General features: G+C 64.5%; 11 protein-coding genes. 5 read left to right on the top strand and 6 right to left on the bottom strand.

Annotated features, from left to right (window positions below; translation table 11 throughout):
- Positions 1–111 precede the first annotated feature (111 nt).
- The 3 genes from FJ423_RS11905 to FJ423_RS11895 form a co-directional block, all read right to left on the bottom strand.
- Positions 112–2,187 carry a 3-hydroxyacyl-CoA dehydrogenase NAD-binding domain-containing protein gene (locus tag FJ423_RS11905; protein ID WP_140841887.1) on the bottom strand — a complete coding sequence of 692 codons (2,076 nt, stop codon included), beginning with the start codon at positions 2,185–2,187 and terminating at the stop codon, positions 112–114.
- A gap of 102 nt (positions 2,188–2,289) precedes the next feature.
- Positions 2,290–2,880 (bottom strand): hypothetical protein, encoded by a 591-nt coding sequence (locus tag FJ423_RS11900; RefSeq protein WP_140841885.1) that lies wholly within the window; start codon positions 2,878–2,880, stop codon positions 2,290–2,292.
- Between the two features lie 43 nt (positions 2,881–2,923).
- Complete coding sequence (locus tag FJ423_RS11895; RefSeq protein ID WP_095770066.1) at positions 2,924–3,532, bottom strand: TetR/AcrR family transcriptional regulator; 609 nt, start codon at positions 3,530–3,532, stop codon at positions 2,924–2,926.
- A gap of 78 nt (positions 3,533–3,610) precedes the next feature.
- Between FJ423_RS11895 and FJ423_RS11890 the strand changes: the two genes are divergently transcribed.
- The gene (locus tag FJ423_RS11890) at positions 3,611–4,894 is read left to right on the top strand and encodes an MFS transporter (protein ID WP_140841884.1); all 1,284 of its coding nucleotides are present in this window, start codon (positions 3,611–3,613) and stop codon (positions 4,892–4,894) included.
- Between the two features lie 280 nt (positions 4,895–5,174).
- On the top strand, positions 5,175–6,749 hold the full coding sequence (locus tag FJ423_RS11885; protein ID WP_140841882.1) for an alkaline phosphatase: 1,575 nt from the start codon (positions 5,175–5,177) through the stop codon (positions 6,747–6,749).
- 214 nt (positions 6,750–6,963) lie between these two features.
- On the opposite strand, the gene FJ423_RS11880 is transcribed toward FJ423_RS11885, so the two are convergent.
- The gene (locus tag FJ423_RS11880; RefSeq protein ID WP_246680144.1) at positions 6,964–7,251 is read right to left on the bottom strand and encodes a hypothetical protein; all 288 of its coding nucleotides are present in this window, start codon (positions 7,249–7,251) and stop codon (positions 6,964–6,966) included.
- A 194-nt stretch (positions 7,252–7,445) separates the two neighbouring features.
- On the opposite strand from FJ423_RS11880, the gene typA reads away from it, so the two are divergent.
- Positions 7,446–9,275, top strand: a complete 1,830-nt coding sequence (gene typA, locus FJ423_RS11875) for a translational GTPase TypA (RefSeq protein WP_140841880.1) — start codon at positions 7,446–7,448, stop codon at positions 9,273–9,275.
- Between the two features lie 366 nt (positions 9,276–9,641).
- A complete protein-coding gene (locus FJ423_RS11870; protein ID WP_140841878.1) occupies positions 9,642–10,253 on the top strand; it encodes a LysE family translocator in 612 nt (203 codons plus the stop codon).
- A 10-nt stretch (positions 10,254–10,263) separates the two neighbouring features.
- On the opposite strand, the gene FJ423_RS11865 is transcribed toward FJ423_RS11870, so the two are convergent.
- Together FJ423_RS11865 and FJ423_RS11860 are read right to left on the bottom strand one after the other, a co-directional pair.
- Positions 10,264–10,587: a YciI family protein gene (locus tag FJ423_RS11865; protein ID WP_095769764.1), complete on the bottom strand. Its 324-nt coding sequence runs from the start codon at positions 10,585–10,587 to the stop codon at positions 10,264–10,266.
- Between the two features lie 160 nt (positions 10,588–10,747).
- Entirely contained in the window at positions 10,748–11,311 is a 564-nt protein-coding gene (locus FJ423_RS11860) for a peroxidase-related enzyme (protein WP_140841876.1), read from the bottom strand.
- A gap of 128 nt (positions 11,312–11,439) precedes the next feature.
- Between FJ423_RS11860 and FJ423_RS11855 the strand changes: the two genes are divergently transcribed.
- Entirely contained in the window at positions 11,440–16,209 is a 4,770-nt protein-coding gene (locus tag FJ423_RS11855; RefSeq protein ID WP_140841874.1) for an NAD-glutamate dehydrogenase, read from the top strand.
- Positions 16,210–16,452: the final 243 nt, after the last annotated feature.

Genomic DNA, 16,452 nt, shown 5'->3' with positions numbered 1-16,452 from the left:
GCAGAATCAGCGACGGCTGCGCCAATGCCTATTCTGGACCGTGGCATTCTTCGTCTGATGGAACGGCATGGATTCCAGGGTCTACGCTTCGCTTCGCCCTGGAATGACGAATTACCGGGCGTCGCTCACTTCTTCCCAAGCCCCCGTCTCGGCAAACCGCCTCAACGCCGGCGCCGGCTCGAATATCGGCCGGCCGGTCTGCCGGTGCCAATGCTCCAGCCGCTCGACGATCTTCGCAGCGCCTGCAAGGCCGGCCCAGAACATCGGCCCGCCCTTGCCGATCGGGAAGCCGTAGCCATTGACCCAGACGACGTCGATATCGGACGCGCGCGCGGCGATGCCTTCCTCGAGTATCTTCGCACCCTCGTTGACCAAGGGATAAAGCGTACGTTCGAGAATCTCCTCGGCGCCGATCTCGCGCCGCGCAATTCCAAGCTCCGCCGCCTTCGCCCGGATCAGCGCCTCGACGTCCGGATCGGCAATCGGCTCACGCGAGCCGGTCTCGTAACGATACCAGCCGCGCCCGGTCTTCTGGCCGAAATGTCCCTCTTCGCACAGCGCATCGGCGATCACAGCCTTCTGGCCGCGGGCCTTGCGGTTGCGCCAGCCGATATCGAGGCCGGCGAGGTCGCCCATCTGGAACGGCCCCATCGGCCAGCCGAAATCTGTGAAGGCCCCATCGACCTGGCTTGGCGTCGCGCCTTCCAGCAACAGCGCCTCGTTTTCGGCGCCCCGCGCCGACAGCATGCGGTTGCCGACGAAACCGTGGCAGACGCCGACGACGACCGCGATCTTTCCGATGCGCCGCGCGAGGTCGGTGACCGTCGCCAGAACCTCAGGCGCGGTCTTTTCGGCGCGCACGATCTCAAGGAGCTTCATGACGTTTGCCGGCGAAAAGAAATGCATGCCGAGCACGTTTTGCGGCCGCGACGTAGAGGCGGCGATTTCGTTCACGTCGAGATAGGAGGTGTTGGTGGCGAGGATGGCGCCGGGCCTGGCGATCGCGTCGACCTTGCCGAACACGTCCTTCTTCACCGCCATGTCCTCGAACACGGCCTCGATGATCAAGTTGCAATCGACGAGATCGGCGTAGTCGGTGCTGCCCTTGAATAGGCCGAGCCGCTGCTGCTTGGCCTCTTCCGTCAACGAGCCGCGGCTGACGGAGACGGCATAGTTCTTCTCGATCGTCGCCAGGCCGCGCCGCAGCGCTTCCTCGCTGGTCTCGAGCAAAGTCACCGGGAGACCGCCGTTGGCAAAGGCCATGGCGATGCCGCCGCCCATCGTGCCGGCGCCGATGATGCCGACGCGTTCGATCCGGCGCTTCTGCAGATCCTTACCCGGTATCTTCGCCGCCTCGCGCTCGGCAAAGAACAAATGCCGCTGCGCGCGCGACTGGTCGCCGGAAACGAGTTTTTGGAAAAGCTCCCGCTCGGCCGCGAGCGCTGCGTCGAACGGCAAGGTGATCGCGTTGCGCACGGCTTCGGCGCAGGCAAGCGGCGCGTCCAGTCCGCGGGCTTTCTCGGCCAGATCGGCGGCTAGGCTATCGAAGGATGCGAGGTCGGTCCCGGCAAGGCGGTCGTTGCGGTCACGCACCGGCACGAACGGTCCGCCTCGATAAACCATTTCGCGGGCGAAACGAACCGCCTCTGCCAAGAGATCGGTGTCGACAACCGCATCGGCAAGACCGACGGCCTTCGCCTCGCCGGCCGAGATCGGGCTGCCCGAGACGATCATGCCGAGCGCTTTCGCGGCGCCGACCAGGCGTGGCAAACGTACGGTCCCGCCGCCGCCCGGCAGCAGGCCGAGCTTTACCTCCGGCAGGCCGAGCTTGGCGCCGGCATCCACGACGCGAAAATGGCAGCCCAACGCCAGTTCCAGCCCGCCGCCGAGCGCCGTGCCATGGATGGCGGCGACCGTCGGCTTGGCGATGGTTTCCAGCAGGGCGATAATGGCGCGCAATTCCGGTTGCTCGACCGGCTTGCCGAATTCGGTGATGTCGGCGCCGGCGACAAAGGTGCGGCCGGCGCAGGCGATGACGATCGCGCTCGCGGCGGGATCGTCGCGCAAAGCGGTAAGCGCCTCGTAAAGCGGCTTGCGGACATGAAAACTCAGCGCATTGACCGGCGGGTTGTCGATGGTGACCACCGCCACGCCGTTCTCGTTCGCCACGCTGACAGAACTGGACAAGCGGAACCTCCCGAGACTGGCTGCAACCGCGCAAGGGTTTACTAGGCAGCGAGGTGAATGGGAACCCGATCCGGCCCTGGCCCAATTGTTGGCGAGGCCCGGTTAGTTGTCCACGCGGCCGAAGGGCGGCACGTCGCCGATCACCTCGCGCTTGTCCTTGCCGCAGGCGAAGGTCTTTGCCTTGTCGTCGGCGAGCTTGCGCGCCTGGTCGTTGGCCTGCGGATTGCCAGTGGCTAATACCAGGCCGATCGTGCAACCTTGATGCTCTTCCGGTTGCGCCACCTTGGCGACGACCAGCACATCGGTCGATTTCTTTTCGTCCTCAGGGTTGCTGACGGAGCGGCGGTGGATGGCGGCGAAGGGGATGACGACGTCGCCATTGGTCTCGATGCGCCATTCGACTTTCGGTCCAGAGCCGTTGAACGCGGTAAAACTCTCCCAGACCGCAGTCATGTCGTCGGACGGAAAGCCGTAATAGACGGATTCGCGCGCGTCGTCGTAGCTGATCATCACCGGGTAGCCGCGATAGCCGGAGCAAGCGAGGCTCGCCCAGTCGCCGTCGCCTTCCGCGGCCTGCGCATAGGTCACGCAGTCCTTCTTCCAGTCGAGCTCGGTATAGGCGCTGGAGATGTCGCCGGCCTGGGCCGCCTGGCAGAAACCGGCGAGGGCAAGCGGGACCAGAAGAGCGCGCATCGCTGACAACTCCGTTCGAGCTGCCCGAGCGTAACGTCAATCGCTATTTCTTCAAGCTGGCTTCGATCAAGAGATCGGCGTTGCGGGCGACTGCCGCTGCCGGTCCGCCCAAGCCAAACAACTGGCCGCTGATATAGGCGCCTTCGATGAGCAGCAGCAGGCCGTCGCCCAGCGTGTCGGGATCGGCAGCGCCCATGGCGGCCGCCATGGCGCGCAGGCGCCGGCGCAATTCCACTTTGTTGTTCTCGCTCACCACCCGCGCAGGATGTCCGCGCTCGGGATATTCCACCGCCGCGTTGGTCATGCCGCAGCCGCGATAATCGGGCTTTTGCGTGCGTTTGCCGACGCGGGTCAGGAAAGCGATGATCTGGGCCCGCGGATCGCCCGGATGCGCATCGACCGCTTCGTCGAAGCGTTCCCAGAATTCGAGGTCGTATTTGCGCAGATAGGAGGCGGCGAGCTCATCCTTGGACGGGAAGCTGCGGTACAGGCTCGGCTTGGTGACGCCGGCACGCCTGACGATCTCGTCGACGCCGATCGCCCTTATCCCCTCGCGGTAAAAGAGGTCGCGCGCCACGTCCAGGATCTTGTCTGCCGCTCGGGGAGCAGGGGGCTCGCTGATCGACGCTTCAATTTTATTGTCGGATGGCATTCAAACAACTCGCTTGACAATGTTACTGACCGGTACGTATGTATGGCTTCACTCCATTGCAACGTACCGGTCAGTAACATGATAATCCAGTCCCGTCCGTTTGGCCAGCGCTACGCATTCGTCGTCGTTGCCGTCATTTTTCTGTGCCTGCTGATCGCGGCCGGGCTCCGTTCGGCGCCCTCGGTGATGATGGTGCCGCTGGAGGAAAGCTTCGGCTGGCATCGCGACGTAACGTCCTGGGCCGCCAGCGTCGGCATCCTGCTCTACGGTTTGACCGGACCGTTCGCCGCCGCGCTGATGGAACGTATTGGGCTGCGCCGCACGCTGCTCGGCTCGCTGCTGGTGATGTCGGGATCGACCGCGCTTAGCCTGTTCATGACTGAGCCATGGCATCTTTTCATCACCTGGGGCGTGTTTTCCGGCATCGGTTCGGGCGCGGTGGCGAGCGTGCTCGGCGCCACTATCGTCAACCGCTGGTTCAAGACCAATCGCGGCCTGATGATGGGCCTGATGTCGGCCTCAAGCGCCACCGGCATGCTGGTCTTCCTGCCGCTCATCGCCTCGCTGGCGCAGAGCGGCGGCTGGAAGCCGGTGGCGATCGCCGTGGCGCTGGCCACCGCCGCGCTGATACCCTTCGTCTTGCTGCTGGTGCCGGAGCGCCCCGCTTCGATCGGCCAGGTTCGTTACGGCGCCGATGCGAATGACGTGCCGCCGGTGTCGCCTGCATCGCAGGGCAACTTCCTGGCCCATACGCTGAACACGCTGCGCCGCGCGGCGGGCACACGGGTGTTCTGGTACCTGTTCGCCACCTTCTTCGTCTGCGGATTCACCACCAATGGTCTCGTCGGCACGCATCTCATCGCCTTCTGCGGCGATATGGGCATTGGCGAGGTGCAGGCAGCCGGGCTGTTGTCGATGATGGGCATTTTCGACCTGATCGGCACGACGCTGTCCGGCTGGCTCACCGACCGCTTCGATCCGCGCAAGCTGCTCGGCATCTATTACGCGGTGCGTGGGCTGTCGCTGATCTACCTGCCCTATTCCGGCTTCTCGGCGACCAGCCTGGTCATCTTCGCCGTGCTCTACGGGCTCGACTGGATCGCCACCGTGCCGCCGACGCTCAGGCTCGCCAACGAGGCGTTCGGCGATCGCAGCGGACCAATCGTGTTCGGCTGGATCGTCGCCGGCCACCAGGTCGGCGCCGCCGCCGCTGCCGCCTTCGGCGGCACGATGCGCGAGCTGCAGGGCAATTACGAGCTGGCCTTCCTGATTGCCGGCATGACCGGTATCGCGGCGGCTTGTATCTCGCTGTTGATCAACACGAGCAGGCCGGCCTTCGGGCCGGAGCCGCAGGCGGCTTAGGCGCGACTTTCCCTTCTCCCCTTGTGGGAGAAGGTGGCCGCGAAGCGGCCGGATGAGGGGTGCTCCAGGGAACACCGACGCCTCACTCCGCTGGAACACCGACGCCTCACTCCGCTGGAACACCCCTCATCCGTCTCGGCGCTATCGCGCCGATCCACCTTCTCCCACAAGGGGAGAAGGAAGATGTCGACTGTTATCAAAACTTCATGGTTCCGATATGCGCCTGAAACATTGAGGCGAGAGCTTGGCGGTCCCGCTCAATGCCATCCCGGAGACAGCCATGAACAAGCTTTCGCTCACCCGCCGCGCTTTCGTCACTTCGGCCAGCGCCTTCGGCCTTGTCGGCGCCTCCGGTCTGGCGCTGCCCTATTATTCCCGCGCCAGCCAGCGTCCGGCCTTCACGCATGGCGTCCAGTCCGGCGATGTCGACGCCACCTCGGGCATGGTCTGGACCCGCACCGATCGTCCGGCCCGTGTGATGTATGAAGTATCGACGACCGAAAGCTTCGCCAATGCGACGCGGCTGGCTGCGCTCGATACCTCGCCGGCCAGCGACTACACGGTGAAGCGGCTGCTCACCGATCTCGCCTCGGACCAGGACATCTTCTACCGCATGACTGCTGCCGATCTTTCCGACATCAATGCCGTGTCCGAGCCGATCGTCGGCCGTTTCCGTACCGCGCCGTCGTCCAAGCGCGACGTGCGCTTCGCCTGGTCCGGCGACACCGCCGGCCAGGGCTGGGGCATCGACGAGACCGGCATGAAGACCTATTCGAGCATCGCCAAGCACACGCCGGACTTCTTCCTGCATTCCGGCGACACCATCTATGCCGACGGCGCCATGAAGGACGAGGTCGACCTGCCCGGTGGCGGCAAGTGGAAGAACGTCGTCATGATCGACGGCAAGCGCAAGGTCGCCGAGACGCTGGACGAATACCGCGACCAGTGGAAGTACAACATGATGGACAAGCATGTGCTTGGCCTGTCGGCCATCTGCCCGACCTTCTACCAGTGGGACGACCACGAGGTGCTCAACAATTGGTCGGATTCGAAGGACCTGACCGCCGACGACCGCTACAAGGAAAAGTCGATCCATGTGCTGGCGGCCAGGGCGGCTCGCGCCTTCCATGAAATGACGACCATCCGCTACGAGCCGTCGGAGCCGGGCCGCGTCTACCGCAAGGTCTCGCATGGGCCGTTGCTCGACGTGTTCTTCCTCGACATGCGTTCCTATCGCGGCCCGAACGGCCCCGACATGGAAGAGACGCTGACGCCGAAGTCGCGCATGATCGGCGAGGAGCAGTCCAAGTGGCTGAAGCGCGAGCTGGCGAATTCCAAGGCAACGTGGAAGGTCATCGCCGCCGACATGCCGCTTGGCCTTGTCGTCTGGAACGATGCGGCGAAGAAGGCCGGGGCCGAGGCGGTCGCCAACGGCGACAATGGCGCGCCGAAAGGCCGCGAGCTCGAATTCGCCGACGTGCTGCGCTTCATCAAGAATGCCGGCATCACCAACACGGTGTGGCTGACCGCCGACGTCCACTACACCGCGGCGCATTACTACAATCCCGACAAGGCGCAGTTCCAGGATTTCAATCCGTTCTGGGAATTCGTCTCCGGCCCGATCCACGCCGGCAGCTTCGGCCCCAACGATCTCGACATGACCTTCGGGCCGGAGTTGAAGTTCATCAAGGCGCCAACCGCCGAACAGGGCCAGAACCTGCCGCCGTCGGCCGGGCTGCAGTTCTTCGGTCTGGTCGACATTTCCGGCGCAACGGAACAGCTCACCGTACGGCTGATGGATCGCGACGACAACGAGCTTTACAAGGTTACGCTCGATCCGGTGCGGTCGGCTTAGGCTGCGTTGATATTCAGGTGATGCCGGCCTGTGAACAATGGTTACCTGCGCTTCCGGTGCTCACGTACTTTAAGTACGCTCCGCTCCGATTCTCGGAAACCACCGTTCTCGGCTCGGCCTGACCTGAATCTCAACACACCCTAGGCCCAGCAGTCGCGTCGTCGTGTGACGTCAACGCGGTGAGGTGGTCCAGAACTGAACTCGCAAAAGACCGTCAGTCCGGATAGCAAGCCCGGGGAACGTTGGGCCAGACCGCGGTGTCGCAGTTGGCATCCTTCTGGCGTTGCTTGAAGGCGGCGCTGACCGGGCCGGTGACGATCGGGTCGACGCCGTCGGGGGCGTCGGCGAACATCTGCTGCGCGGTCCTGGCGTCGGGCGGTGCGATCGGGTCGGCTTGCCGAAGCGTCGCCGCCGACTGCGCTGCGCCGGCAGCGACGAGCATTCCAAGCGCCGCCCACGCGAAAACCGGACGCAATCTGGACATAGGATCGGTCATGAACATCGAACTGTCCGGCCCCTCAAAGGTTCCGCCTTGGTTAACGGAATCATTTCACACCAAGACGTTTAAGAATCAGTGACCATGTATTTGGGGTCGGGCCTCCCCTTTCGCAATTGCGAAAAACCTTGTATGAGCCGCGCAACCGAAAAAGGCGGCGCCTCTGGGCCTGCTGCCTGCAACGCTCCCGAGACCAGACAATGAACCTCCGCAATATCGCGATCATCGCGCATGTCGACCATGGCAAGACCACCCTCGTCGACCAACTCCTGAAACAGTCCGGCGCCTTCCGCGACAACCAGCGCGTCGCCGAGCGCGCCATGGATTCCAACGACCTCGAAAAGGAACGCGGCATCACCATCCTGGCCAAGGCGACCTCGGTCGACTGGCATGGCACCCGCATCAACATCGTCGACACGCCCGGACACGCCGATTTCGGCGGCGAGGTCGAGCGCATCCTGTCGATGGTGGATTCGGCGATCGTGCTCGTCGACGCCGCCGAAGGGCCGATGCCACAGACCAAATTCGTTGTCGGCAAGGCGCTCAAGGTCGGCTTGCGCCCGATCGTCGTCATCAACAAGATCGACCGTCCGGATGCCCGCCATATCGAAGTGGTCAACGAGGTGTTCGACCTCTTCGCCGCGCTCGACGCCACCGACGAGCAGCTCGATTTCCCGATCCTCTATGGTTCGGGCCGCGACGGCTGGGTTTCGGAAAATCCGGAAGGCCCGAAAGACCAGGGTCTCGCACCGCTGTTCGACCTGGTCGTCAAGCATGTGCCGGCGCCGACGGTCCATCCCGGCCCGTTCCGCATGATCGGCACCATCCTCGAGGCCAACCCGTTCCTCGGCCGCATCATCACGGGCCGCATCGAGTCCGGCACGCTGAAGGCCAACCAGGCGGTCAAGGTGCTGCACCATGACGGCACGCAGATCGAGACCGGCCGCATTTCGAAGATCCTCGCCTTCCGCGGCCTCGAGCGCCAGCCGATCGACGAGGCCCAGGCGGGCGACATCGTGGCCATCGCCGGCCTGTCGAAAGGCACCGTCGCCGACACCTTCTGCGATCCGACGGTGAGCGAGCCGCTGCATGCGCAGCCGATCGATCCGCCGACCGTGACCATGTCCTTCCTCGTCAACGACTCGCCGCTTGCCGGCACCGAGGGCGACAAGGTGACCAGCCGTGTTATCCGCGACCGCCTGCTGCGCGAGGCCGAGGGCAATGTCGCGCTCAAGATCGAGGAATCGGCGGAGAAGGACTCCTTCTTCGTGTCCGGCCGCGGCGAATTGCAGCTCGCGGTGCTGATCGAGACGATGCGCCGCGAGGGTTTTGAGCTTGCCGTGTCGCGCCCGCGCGTCGTCATGCAGAAGGGCGAGGACGGCCAGCTGCTGGAGCCGGTCGAGGAAGTCGTTATCGACGTCGACGAGGAGCATGCCGGCGTCGTCGTGCAGAAGATGTCCGAGCGCAAGGCCGAGATGGTCGAGCTGCGCCCGTCCGGCGGCAACCGCCAGCGCCTGGTCTTCCATGCCCCGACGCGCGGCCTGATCGGCTACCAGTCCGAATTGTTGACCGACACGCGCGGCACCGCCGTGATGAACCGGCTGTTCTTTGCCTATGAGCCGTATAAGGGCGAGCTGCCCGGCCGCACCAATGGCGTGCTGATCTCCAACGAGCAGGGCGAATCGGTCGCCTATGCGATGTGGAACCTGGAAGACCGCGGCCCGATGATCATCGATCCGGGCGTCAAGGTCTACCAGGGCATGATCATCGGCGTCCATTCGCGCGACAACGACCTCGAAGTGAACGTGCTCAAAGGCAAGAAGCTCACCAACATCCGCGCCGCCGGCAAGGACGAAGCGGTGAAGCTGACGCCGCCGATCCGCATGACCCTGGAGCGCGCGCTGGCCTGGATCCAGGACGACGAACTGGTCGAGGTGACGCCGAAGACCATTCGCCTGCGCAAGCTCCATCTCGACCCGAACGAGCGCAAGCGTTTCGAAAAGGCCGCCAAGGTGATGGGCGCGGCGTAAGGTTCCACGGAAAGTTCGAAAGTGGGAGCGGGTGCTCCCTCTTTTGTTTCAGCCGCAGTCAGCTGCTTTCGTTTCAATTTAGGCGTCGGCGCTGCCCTCATCCGCCTGCCGGCACCTTCTCCCCGTGAACGGGGAGAAGGGAATCTCGCGCGAACTCCGGCGCTCTTTCTGCAACGTTCGCGACTGGCGAAATCGTCGGCGCCATGTCCCTTCGCCCGTTTACGGGGAGAAGATGGCGGCAGCCAGATGAGGGGCGGCGCCGGCGCTGGCAGTTGTTGTCGCCTTGATCAACGTTCGCGCCTCGTTGGGCGTGCCAAATCTAGTACGATCGGCTATCGTTCTTTATCTCTTATAGGGAGCGACCCCATGCATCTCGCCTCTTTGCTGATCTTCGCCGCCGCGCTCTTTGTCGCCGCCGGTTCGCCCGGCCCGTCGATCGCAGCCTTGGTGGCGCGGGTGATCTCGAAAGGATTCCGCGACGTCTTCCCGTTCCTGCTGGCGATGTGGATCGGCGAGGGCGTCTGGCTTTCGCTGGCGGTGTTCGGGCTCGCCGTCGTGGCGCAAACCTTCCACTACGCCTTCGTCGTCGTGAAATGGGTTGGCGTCGCCTACCTTGCTTATCTCGCGTTCAAGATGTGGACGGCGCCGGTCGAGGCGAAGGAGGGCGAGATGCCGCGCGAGGACTCGCCCCTGAAACTTTTCCTTGCCGGCATGGCGGTGACACTCGGCAATCCGAAAATCATGATGTTCTATCTGGCGCTGCTGCCGACCATCATCGATCTGGCTTCGGTCAGCGTGATCGGCTGGGTCGAGCTGACGCTGACCATGGCGCTCGTGCTGATCGTCATCGATCTCGCCTGGGTGCTGGCCGCCTCCCAGGCGCGCCGGCTGCTGAAGAGCAGGCGCGCCATGAAGATCGCCAACCGTGTCAGCGCGACGACGATGGCGGGCGCCGCCGCCGCTATCGCCGCGCGATAGAGCGCCGGCCTCACATCATTTCAATGATCGGCGCGATCTCGACGGTAAAAGCCGGGTCCATCAGGATCGGGCAGTCCTTGGCTTTGGCGACGGCATCGTCGATGTCCTTGGCTTCGACGATGGTGTAGCCGGCGGTCGGATTGCTGCCGCCATTGTTCTCGATCTTGCCGCCGGGCAGCACCGTCTTCGACATGCCGACCGGATTGCCGCCGTCGACCACGGCCGAGCCGAGCTTGTCGTACCAGCCCGTCCAGGCATCCATAGCCGCTTTGCGTTCGGCGTCGTCGGTCGGCATCTTGCCGGAACCGTGATAGACATAGAGAAATTTCGCCATGTTCTCCTCCCTTTTCGGCGGCGTCGAACCGGCATGCGGCCACGCCGCTTGCGATATGCAGTGATGCTGCAATCCGATATGCGGCCTTGCCGCAATCCTGATCATCGGACCAAAACGAAAAACAGGCAATCGATGTTAAGTTGAGTCTACTGTAACGAGCTCACCTTGCCATGGCGTGGTATTCGGGGTTGGGCCGCATGTCGACTGCTGCTGCCACCCGGTTCGACATGTTGAAGAAGGCGGCGGTCGAGGCGATGTCCCAGATGTCGCGGTCGGTGAAGCCGGCCTGGCGCAAGGCGGCGCGATCGGCCTCGACGATTTTAGCCGGCTCTTCGGTCAGCTTCACGGCGAATTCGAGCATGGCGCGCTGCCGGTCCGACAGCTCGGCGGCGCGAAAATTCATCACCATCATCTCTCCGAAGGCCGGTTCGCCCGACAGCTGGCGCACCGCCGCGCCATGCGCGGTCAGGCAATAGAAGCAGTGGTTGATCGAGGAGACGACCACGGCGATCATCTCGCGCTCCAGCTTCGACAAGTCGGACTCGCCCAGCATCAGGTCGTTATACATGTCAGTGAAGGCGCGCAGCTTCTTCTCGTCGAAGGCGTAGGCGAGAAGCACGTTTGGCACGAGGCCGAGCTTCTCCCGGCATTTGTCGAAATAGGCTTTCGTCGCCTCGCCGAGCTCCGCCTGGACAAGGTCGAGCGCGGTTACTTTGCCGGTCATGACTGTTCTCCTCGCGCTGTGATGGCGTCGGTTGGAATTTTTTTAAGCGCCGTCAAACCTTTGTCGCCAAACGGCGGTCATCTGGCTACCATAGTCGCAAAAGCATATAACGGGAGGGACTAAGCGTCATGGCCAGCGTGAAATCCAAGCCGAAGAGGAAAGCCGCCGCCGCGAAAGCGGAGGAGAAACCCGCAAGGCTTGCCGACTATCTGCTGGCGCGGGCGCCCGCCGAGGACATCGCGGCCTATGACGTGGCCGACCTCGAGCGCGCCGGCGAGCTCGCCGCCCAAGCAGTCGCCAGCCACAGGAAGGGCGAGAGCGTCGTTGCCGTCGAAGCCGATTCGGGCGTTGCCTGCGACGGCCGGCCGGTCACGGTCATCACCGTCGTCAACGACAACATGCCGTTCCTGTTCGATTCCATCCTCGGCGAAATCACCGAGACAAGCGGTGAGCCGACCTTGGTCACCCATCCGATCGTCACCGTCCGCCACGGCAAGACCGGTGTGGTCGAGGTGCTTGGCGACGGCGGCAAGGAGGATGACGACCGGCTGAGCGTCGTCCATGTTCATATCCCGCGGCTGACCGCCGAGCAGGCCAAGAGCCTCACCGGGCGGCTGCACAAGGTGCTTTCGCAGGTCCGGGCGGCCGTCGTCGATTGGAAGCGGATGCTCGCCCGCCTCGACCAGGCGATTTCCGAATTCCGCTATTCGGCGGTGCCGCTCGACAAGAAGAGCGTCGCCGAGGCGATCGCCTTCCTCGAATGGCTGCGCGACGACAATTTCACCTTCCTCGGCATGCGCGAGTTCAAATATACCGGCGGCGAGGAAAGCGGCTCGCTGGAGCGCGCCGACAAACCCGGCCTGGGCATCCTGTCGGATCCGGATGTGCTGGTGTTGAGGCGCGGCACCGAGGCGGTGACGACGACGCCGGAAATCCGCGCCTTCCTGCACGGGCCGGAGCCGCTGATCGTCACCAAGGCCAATGCCAAGTCGTCGGTGCATCGCCGCATCTATCTCGATTACATCGGCATCAAGACCTACACGTCGAAGGGGGCGCTCGCGGGCGAGCTGCGTATCGTCGGCCTGTTCACCTCGACCGCCTACACGCGCTCGGTGATGAAGATCCCCTATCTGCGCTCCAAGGCCGAGACCGTGATCTCGAAATCCGGCTTCGATCCGCACGATCATTCCGGCAAGGCGCTGATCAACATCCTGGAAAGCTATCCGCGCGACGAGCTGTTCCAGGTTCCCATTCCCATCCTGCGCAAGCACGCCAGCGCCATACTCGGGCTGATCGAGCGGCCGCGCGTGCGGGCGCTGGTACGCGTCGACCAGTTCGACCGCTTCGTCTCGATCATCGTCTTCGTACCGCGCGACCGCTACGACAGCGTCGTGCGCGAGAAGGTCGGCACCTATCTCAAGACGGTGTTCGAGGGCCGTCTGTCGGCCTATTACCCGGCCTTCCCGGAAGGCGGGCTGGCGCGCGTGCATTTCATCATCGGCCGTTCCGGCGGCAAGACCCCGAAGGTCGAGCAGTCGGCGATCGAGGCGGCGATTCGCGACATCGTGCGCACTTGGGAGGACGCGCTCGCCGAAGCCGCGGAAGCCGCCGGCAGCGATCCGGCGCTGAAGGCGATCGCGGCGCGTTTCCCCGAAAGCTATCGCGACAGCTTCTCGGCCGCCGTGGCGCTGGCCGATGCCGGCCGCATCGCGAAGATCGGGGCCGACAATCCGATCGCCATCGACTATTACCGCCATGCCGACCAGAAGCCGCACCAAGCGGCTTTGAAGATCTATCATTTCGGCAGCCCTGTCGCGCTGTCGCGGCGCGTGCCGGTGCTCGAAAATATCGGCTTCCGCGTCATCAGCGAGCGCACCTTCGAGGTCGCCGACACCGGCTCCGGCAAAGTCTTCATCCACGACATGGAGCTGGAGAACAGCTACGGCGCGCGTATAGACATCTCCGATGGCGGCGCGTTGTTCGAAGACGCCTTCCTGTCGGTCTGGCGCGGCGATGTCGACAATGACAGCTATAACGGCCTGGCCCAGACCGCCGGCCTGTGGTCTGGCGAGATCGCCATCCTGCGCGCCTATGGCCGCTATCTGCAGCAGGCCGGCATTCCGCAGAGCCAGGATTTCATCGCCGCCGCGCTCAATCGCTATCCCGAGATCGCGCGCGGCCTGCACGCGCTGTTCGTCGCCCGGCTCGGTCCGGCGGCCGAAGGCGAAGGCGCGGTCGCGGCCAAGCACCTCAAGGCCAAGATCAAGGATGCGCTGGAGGAGGTGCCCAATATCGACGACGACACCATCATCCGCCGCTATCTCAACCTCATCGAAGCCTCGCTGCGCACCAATCATTTCGTAACCGATACGAAACAAAAAGGGCAGTCGCTGGCGATCAAGCTCGATTCGCAGGCGGTCGAGGGACTGCCGGCGCCGAGGCCATGGCGCGAGATCTTCGTCTACGGATCCGAGGTGGAAGGCGTGCATCTGCGCTTCGGCCCGGTGGCGCGCGGCGGCCTGCGCTGGTCGGACCGCGCCCAGGATTACCGCACCGAGGTGCTGGGGCTGGTCAAGGCGCAGCAGGTCAAGAACGCTGTCATCGTGCCGGTCGGCGCCAAGGGCGGCTTCTATCCCAAGAAGCTGCCGATGAGCGCCGGGCGCGATGCCATCTTCGAAGCAGGCACCTCGGCCTACAAGAACTTCGTCTCCAGCCTGCTTTCGATCACCGACAATATCGGCGTCGACGGCGTTATCCCGCCGGCCGGCGTGGTGCGGCGCGACCAGGACGATCCCTATTTCGTCGTCGCCGCCGACAAGGGCACGGCGACCTTCTCAGACACCGCGAATGCCATTTCCGAAAAACACCATTTCTGGCTGGACGACGCCTTCGCCAGCGGCGGCTCGGCCGGCTACGACCACAAGAAGATGGGCATCACCGCCAAGGGCGCCTGGGAAGCGGTAAAGCGGCATTTCCGCGAGATGAACCGCGACATCCAGACCTCGCCCTTCACCCTGGTTGGCGTCGGCGACATGTCGGGCGACGTGTTCGGCAACGGCATGCTGTTGTCGCCGGCCACCAGGCTGATCGCCGCCTTCGACCATCGCGACATCTTCATCGATCCCGATCCAGACATGGCCGCCTCGATGGCCGAGCGGCAGCGCATGTTCGCGCTGCCGCGCTCGTCCTGGCAGGACTATGACAAGTCGAAACTGTCGGAAGGCGGCGTCATCGTCTCGCGCAACCAGAAATCGATCACGCTGCCGCAGGCCGCGGCCACCGCGATCGGCCTCGCCAAGACCACGGCTACGCCGGTCGAGATCATGAACGCCATCCTCAAGGCGCCGGTCGACCTTTTGTGGTTCGGCGGCATCGGCACTTATGTGCGGGCTTCAGGCGAAAGCAACGCCGATGTTGGCGACCGCGCCAACGACGCCGTCCGCGTCACGGCGCTTGATGTCCGGGCCAAAGTCATCGGCGAGGGCGCCAATCTCGGCGTCACGCAACGGGCGCGCATCGAGTTCGGCATGAATGGCGGCCGCTGCAACTCGGATGCCATCGACAATTCGGGTGGCGTCAACTGTTCCGACGTCGAGGTCAACATCAAGATCGCGCTGGCGTCGGCGATGCGCAAAGGCTCGCTGGCGAGGCCGGCGCGCAACAAGCTACTCGCCGAGATGACCGACGAGGTGGGCGCGCTGGTGCTCGCCAACAACTATCAGCAGACGCTGGCGCTTTCGCTGGCGCGCAAGCGGGGGCTCGCCGACATCGCGCACCAGGCGCGCTTCATGTCGGCGCTGGAAGCGCGCGGCCTGCTCGACCGGGCGGTCGAGACGCTGCCTTCGCCGGCGGCGCTTGCCGAACGCGAGGCGCGCGGCGAGCCGCTGACCCGGGCCGAGCTTGGCGTGCTGCTCGCCTATGCCAAGATCGTGCTGTTCTCCGATATCGTCGCCAGCGACGTGCCCGACGATCAGCATTTCGACCGCGACCTGATGGGCTATTTCCCGGAACGCATGGCGAGGAAATTCGCCGGTGAGATCCGCGAACACCGGCTGCGGCGCGAGATCATCGCGCGCGTGCTCGCCAACGACCTGGTCAATCGCGGCGGACCGTCCTTCGCCAACCGGCTGCAGGAAGCCACAGGCCGCACGGCGGCCGATGTGGTGCGCATCTTCGCCATGGTCCGCGACGGCTTCGCGCTGCCCGCGCTCTATCGCGAGATCGACGGGCTCGACAACCATATCGACGGGCAGGTCCAGCTCGATCTCTATCAAGCGATCAGCCGGCTTATCTTTGTGACCAGCGGCTGGTACCTGAAGCACGAAGCCGGCTCCGCGCCGCTGGGCCAGCGCATCGCCGAATTGCAGGAGGCGCGCAAGGCGCTCGAGCCGAAGCTTCTCTCGCTGCTGCCGGCCTTCTCGCGCGAGCGCGTCGAGGAACGGCGGCACGGCCTGTCGAAGAGCGGCGCGCCGGAGAAGCTCGCCGGGCAGCTCGCTTTGGCCGAAGTGGCCGAACTGATCCCCGACGTCGCGCTCACCGCGCGCACGGCCAATGCCGACATCGTCAGCGCGGCCAAGGCCTTCTTCGCCGTCAGCGATGCCTTCCGCATCCCGCGCGTCGAGGAAGCCGCACGCTCGATCATGCCGCCGGACTATTACGACCAGTTGGCGCTGTCGCGCGCGGCCGACACGATCGGCGTGGCGCGGCGCGGCATCGCGGTGGCGGCGCTCACCGCGCACGGCACGGCGGCGGATCCGGTCGCGGCTTGGCTGGAAGCCGGCGGCGACCGCGTCGCGCGCATCCGCGAGCGGCTGCAGGCGCTGACTGAAGGCGGCGACATCACCGTGTCGCGGCTGTCGGTGGCATCGGGCCTGATGAGCGACCTGACGGGGATGTGAAGTTCCTCGCCCCACGAAGTGGGAGAGGTGCCGAGCGCAGCGAGGCGGAGAGGGGCCTTCGCAGGGCGGAGATCTTCTTTGAATGATCAACCTGCCGGAGGTCGCCGCATTCCCCTCTCCGTCTCGGCTTCGCCGAGCCACCTCTCCCCTGATCGACGGGGTAGAGGAAAGGCGCCAAGCTTTTTGCCGTCAATGCTGGTCCAGCAACGCTCCCTTCCTTTCCCTCCGGAGGGGGGAAAGGTG

Origin of the sequence: Mesorhizobium sp. B2-8-9, assembly GCF_006439475.1 — a bacterium.
GTDB lineage: Bacteria > Pseudomonadota > Alphaproteobacteria > Rhizobiales > Rhizobiaceae > Mesorhizobium.
Note: the sequence above shows the minus strand (reverse complement) of the source record. Positions and strands in the feature narration are given on the sequence as shown.

Bases quoted from the DNA above. Each gene is read 5' to 3' on its own strand.
- FJ423_RS11885 (WP_140841882.1), top strand. From the start codon at position 5,175: ATGAACAAGCTTTCGCTCACCCGCCGCGCTTTCGTCACTTCGGCCAGC.
- FJ423_RS11895 (WP_095770066.1), bottom strand. From the start codon at position 3,532: ATGCCATCCGACAATAAAATTGAAGCGTCGATCAGCGAGCCCCCTGCT.
- FJ423_RS11860 (WP_140841876.1), bottom strand. From the start codon at position 11,311: ATGACCGGCAAAGTAACCGCGCTCGACCTTGTCCAGGCGGAGCTCGGC.
- typA (WP_140841880.1), top strand. From the start codon at position 7,446: ATGAACCTCCGCAATATCGCGATCATCGCGCATGTCGACCATGGCAAG.
- FJ423_RS11890 (WP_140841884.1), top strand. From the start codon at position 3,611: ATGATAATCCAGTCCCGTCCGTTTGGCCAGCGCTACGCATTCGTCGTC.
- FJ423_RS11870 (WP_140841878.1), top strand. From the start codon at position 9,642: ATGCATCTCGCCTCTTTGCTGATCTTCGCCGCCGCGCTCTTTGTCGCC.
- FJ423_RS11880 (WP_246680144.1), bottom strand. From the start codon at position 7,251: ATGTTCATGACCGATCCTATGTCCAGATTGCGTCCGGTTTTCGCGTGG.
- FJ423_RS11865 (WP_095769764.1), bottom strand. From the start codon at position 10,587: ATGGCGAAATTTCTCTATGTCTATCACGGTTCCGGCAAGATGCCGACC.
- FJ423_RS11900 (WP_140841885.1), bottom strand. From the start codon at position 2,880: ATGCGCGCTCTTCTGGTCCCGCTTGCCCTCGCCGGTTTCTGCCAGGCG.
- FJ423_RS11855 (WP_140841874.1), top strand. From the start codon at position 11,440: ATGGCCAGCGTGAAATCCAAGCCGAAGAGGAAAGCCGCCGCCGCGAAA.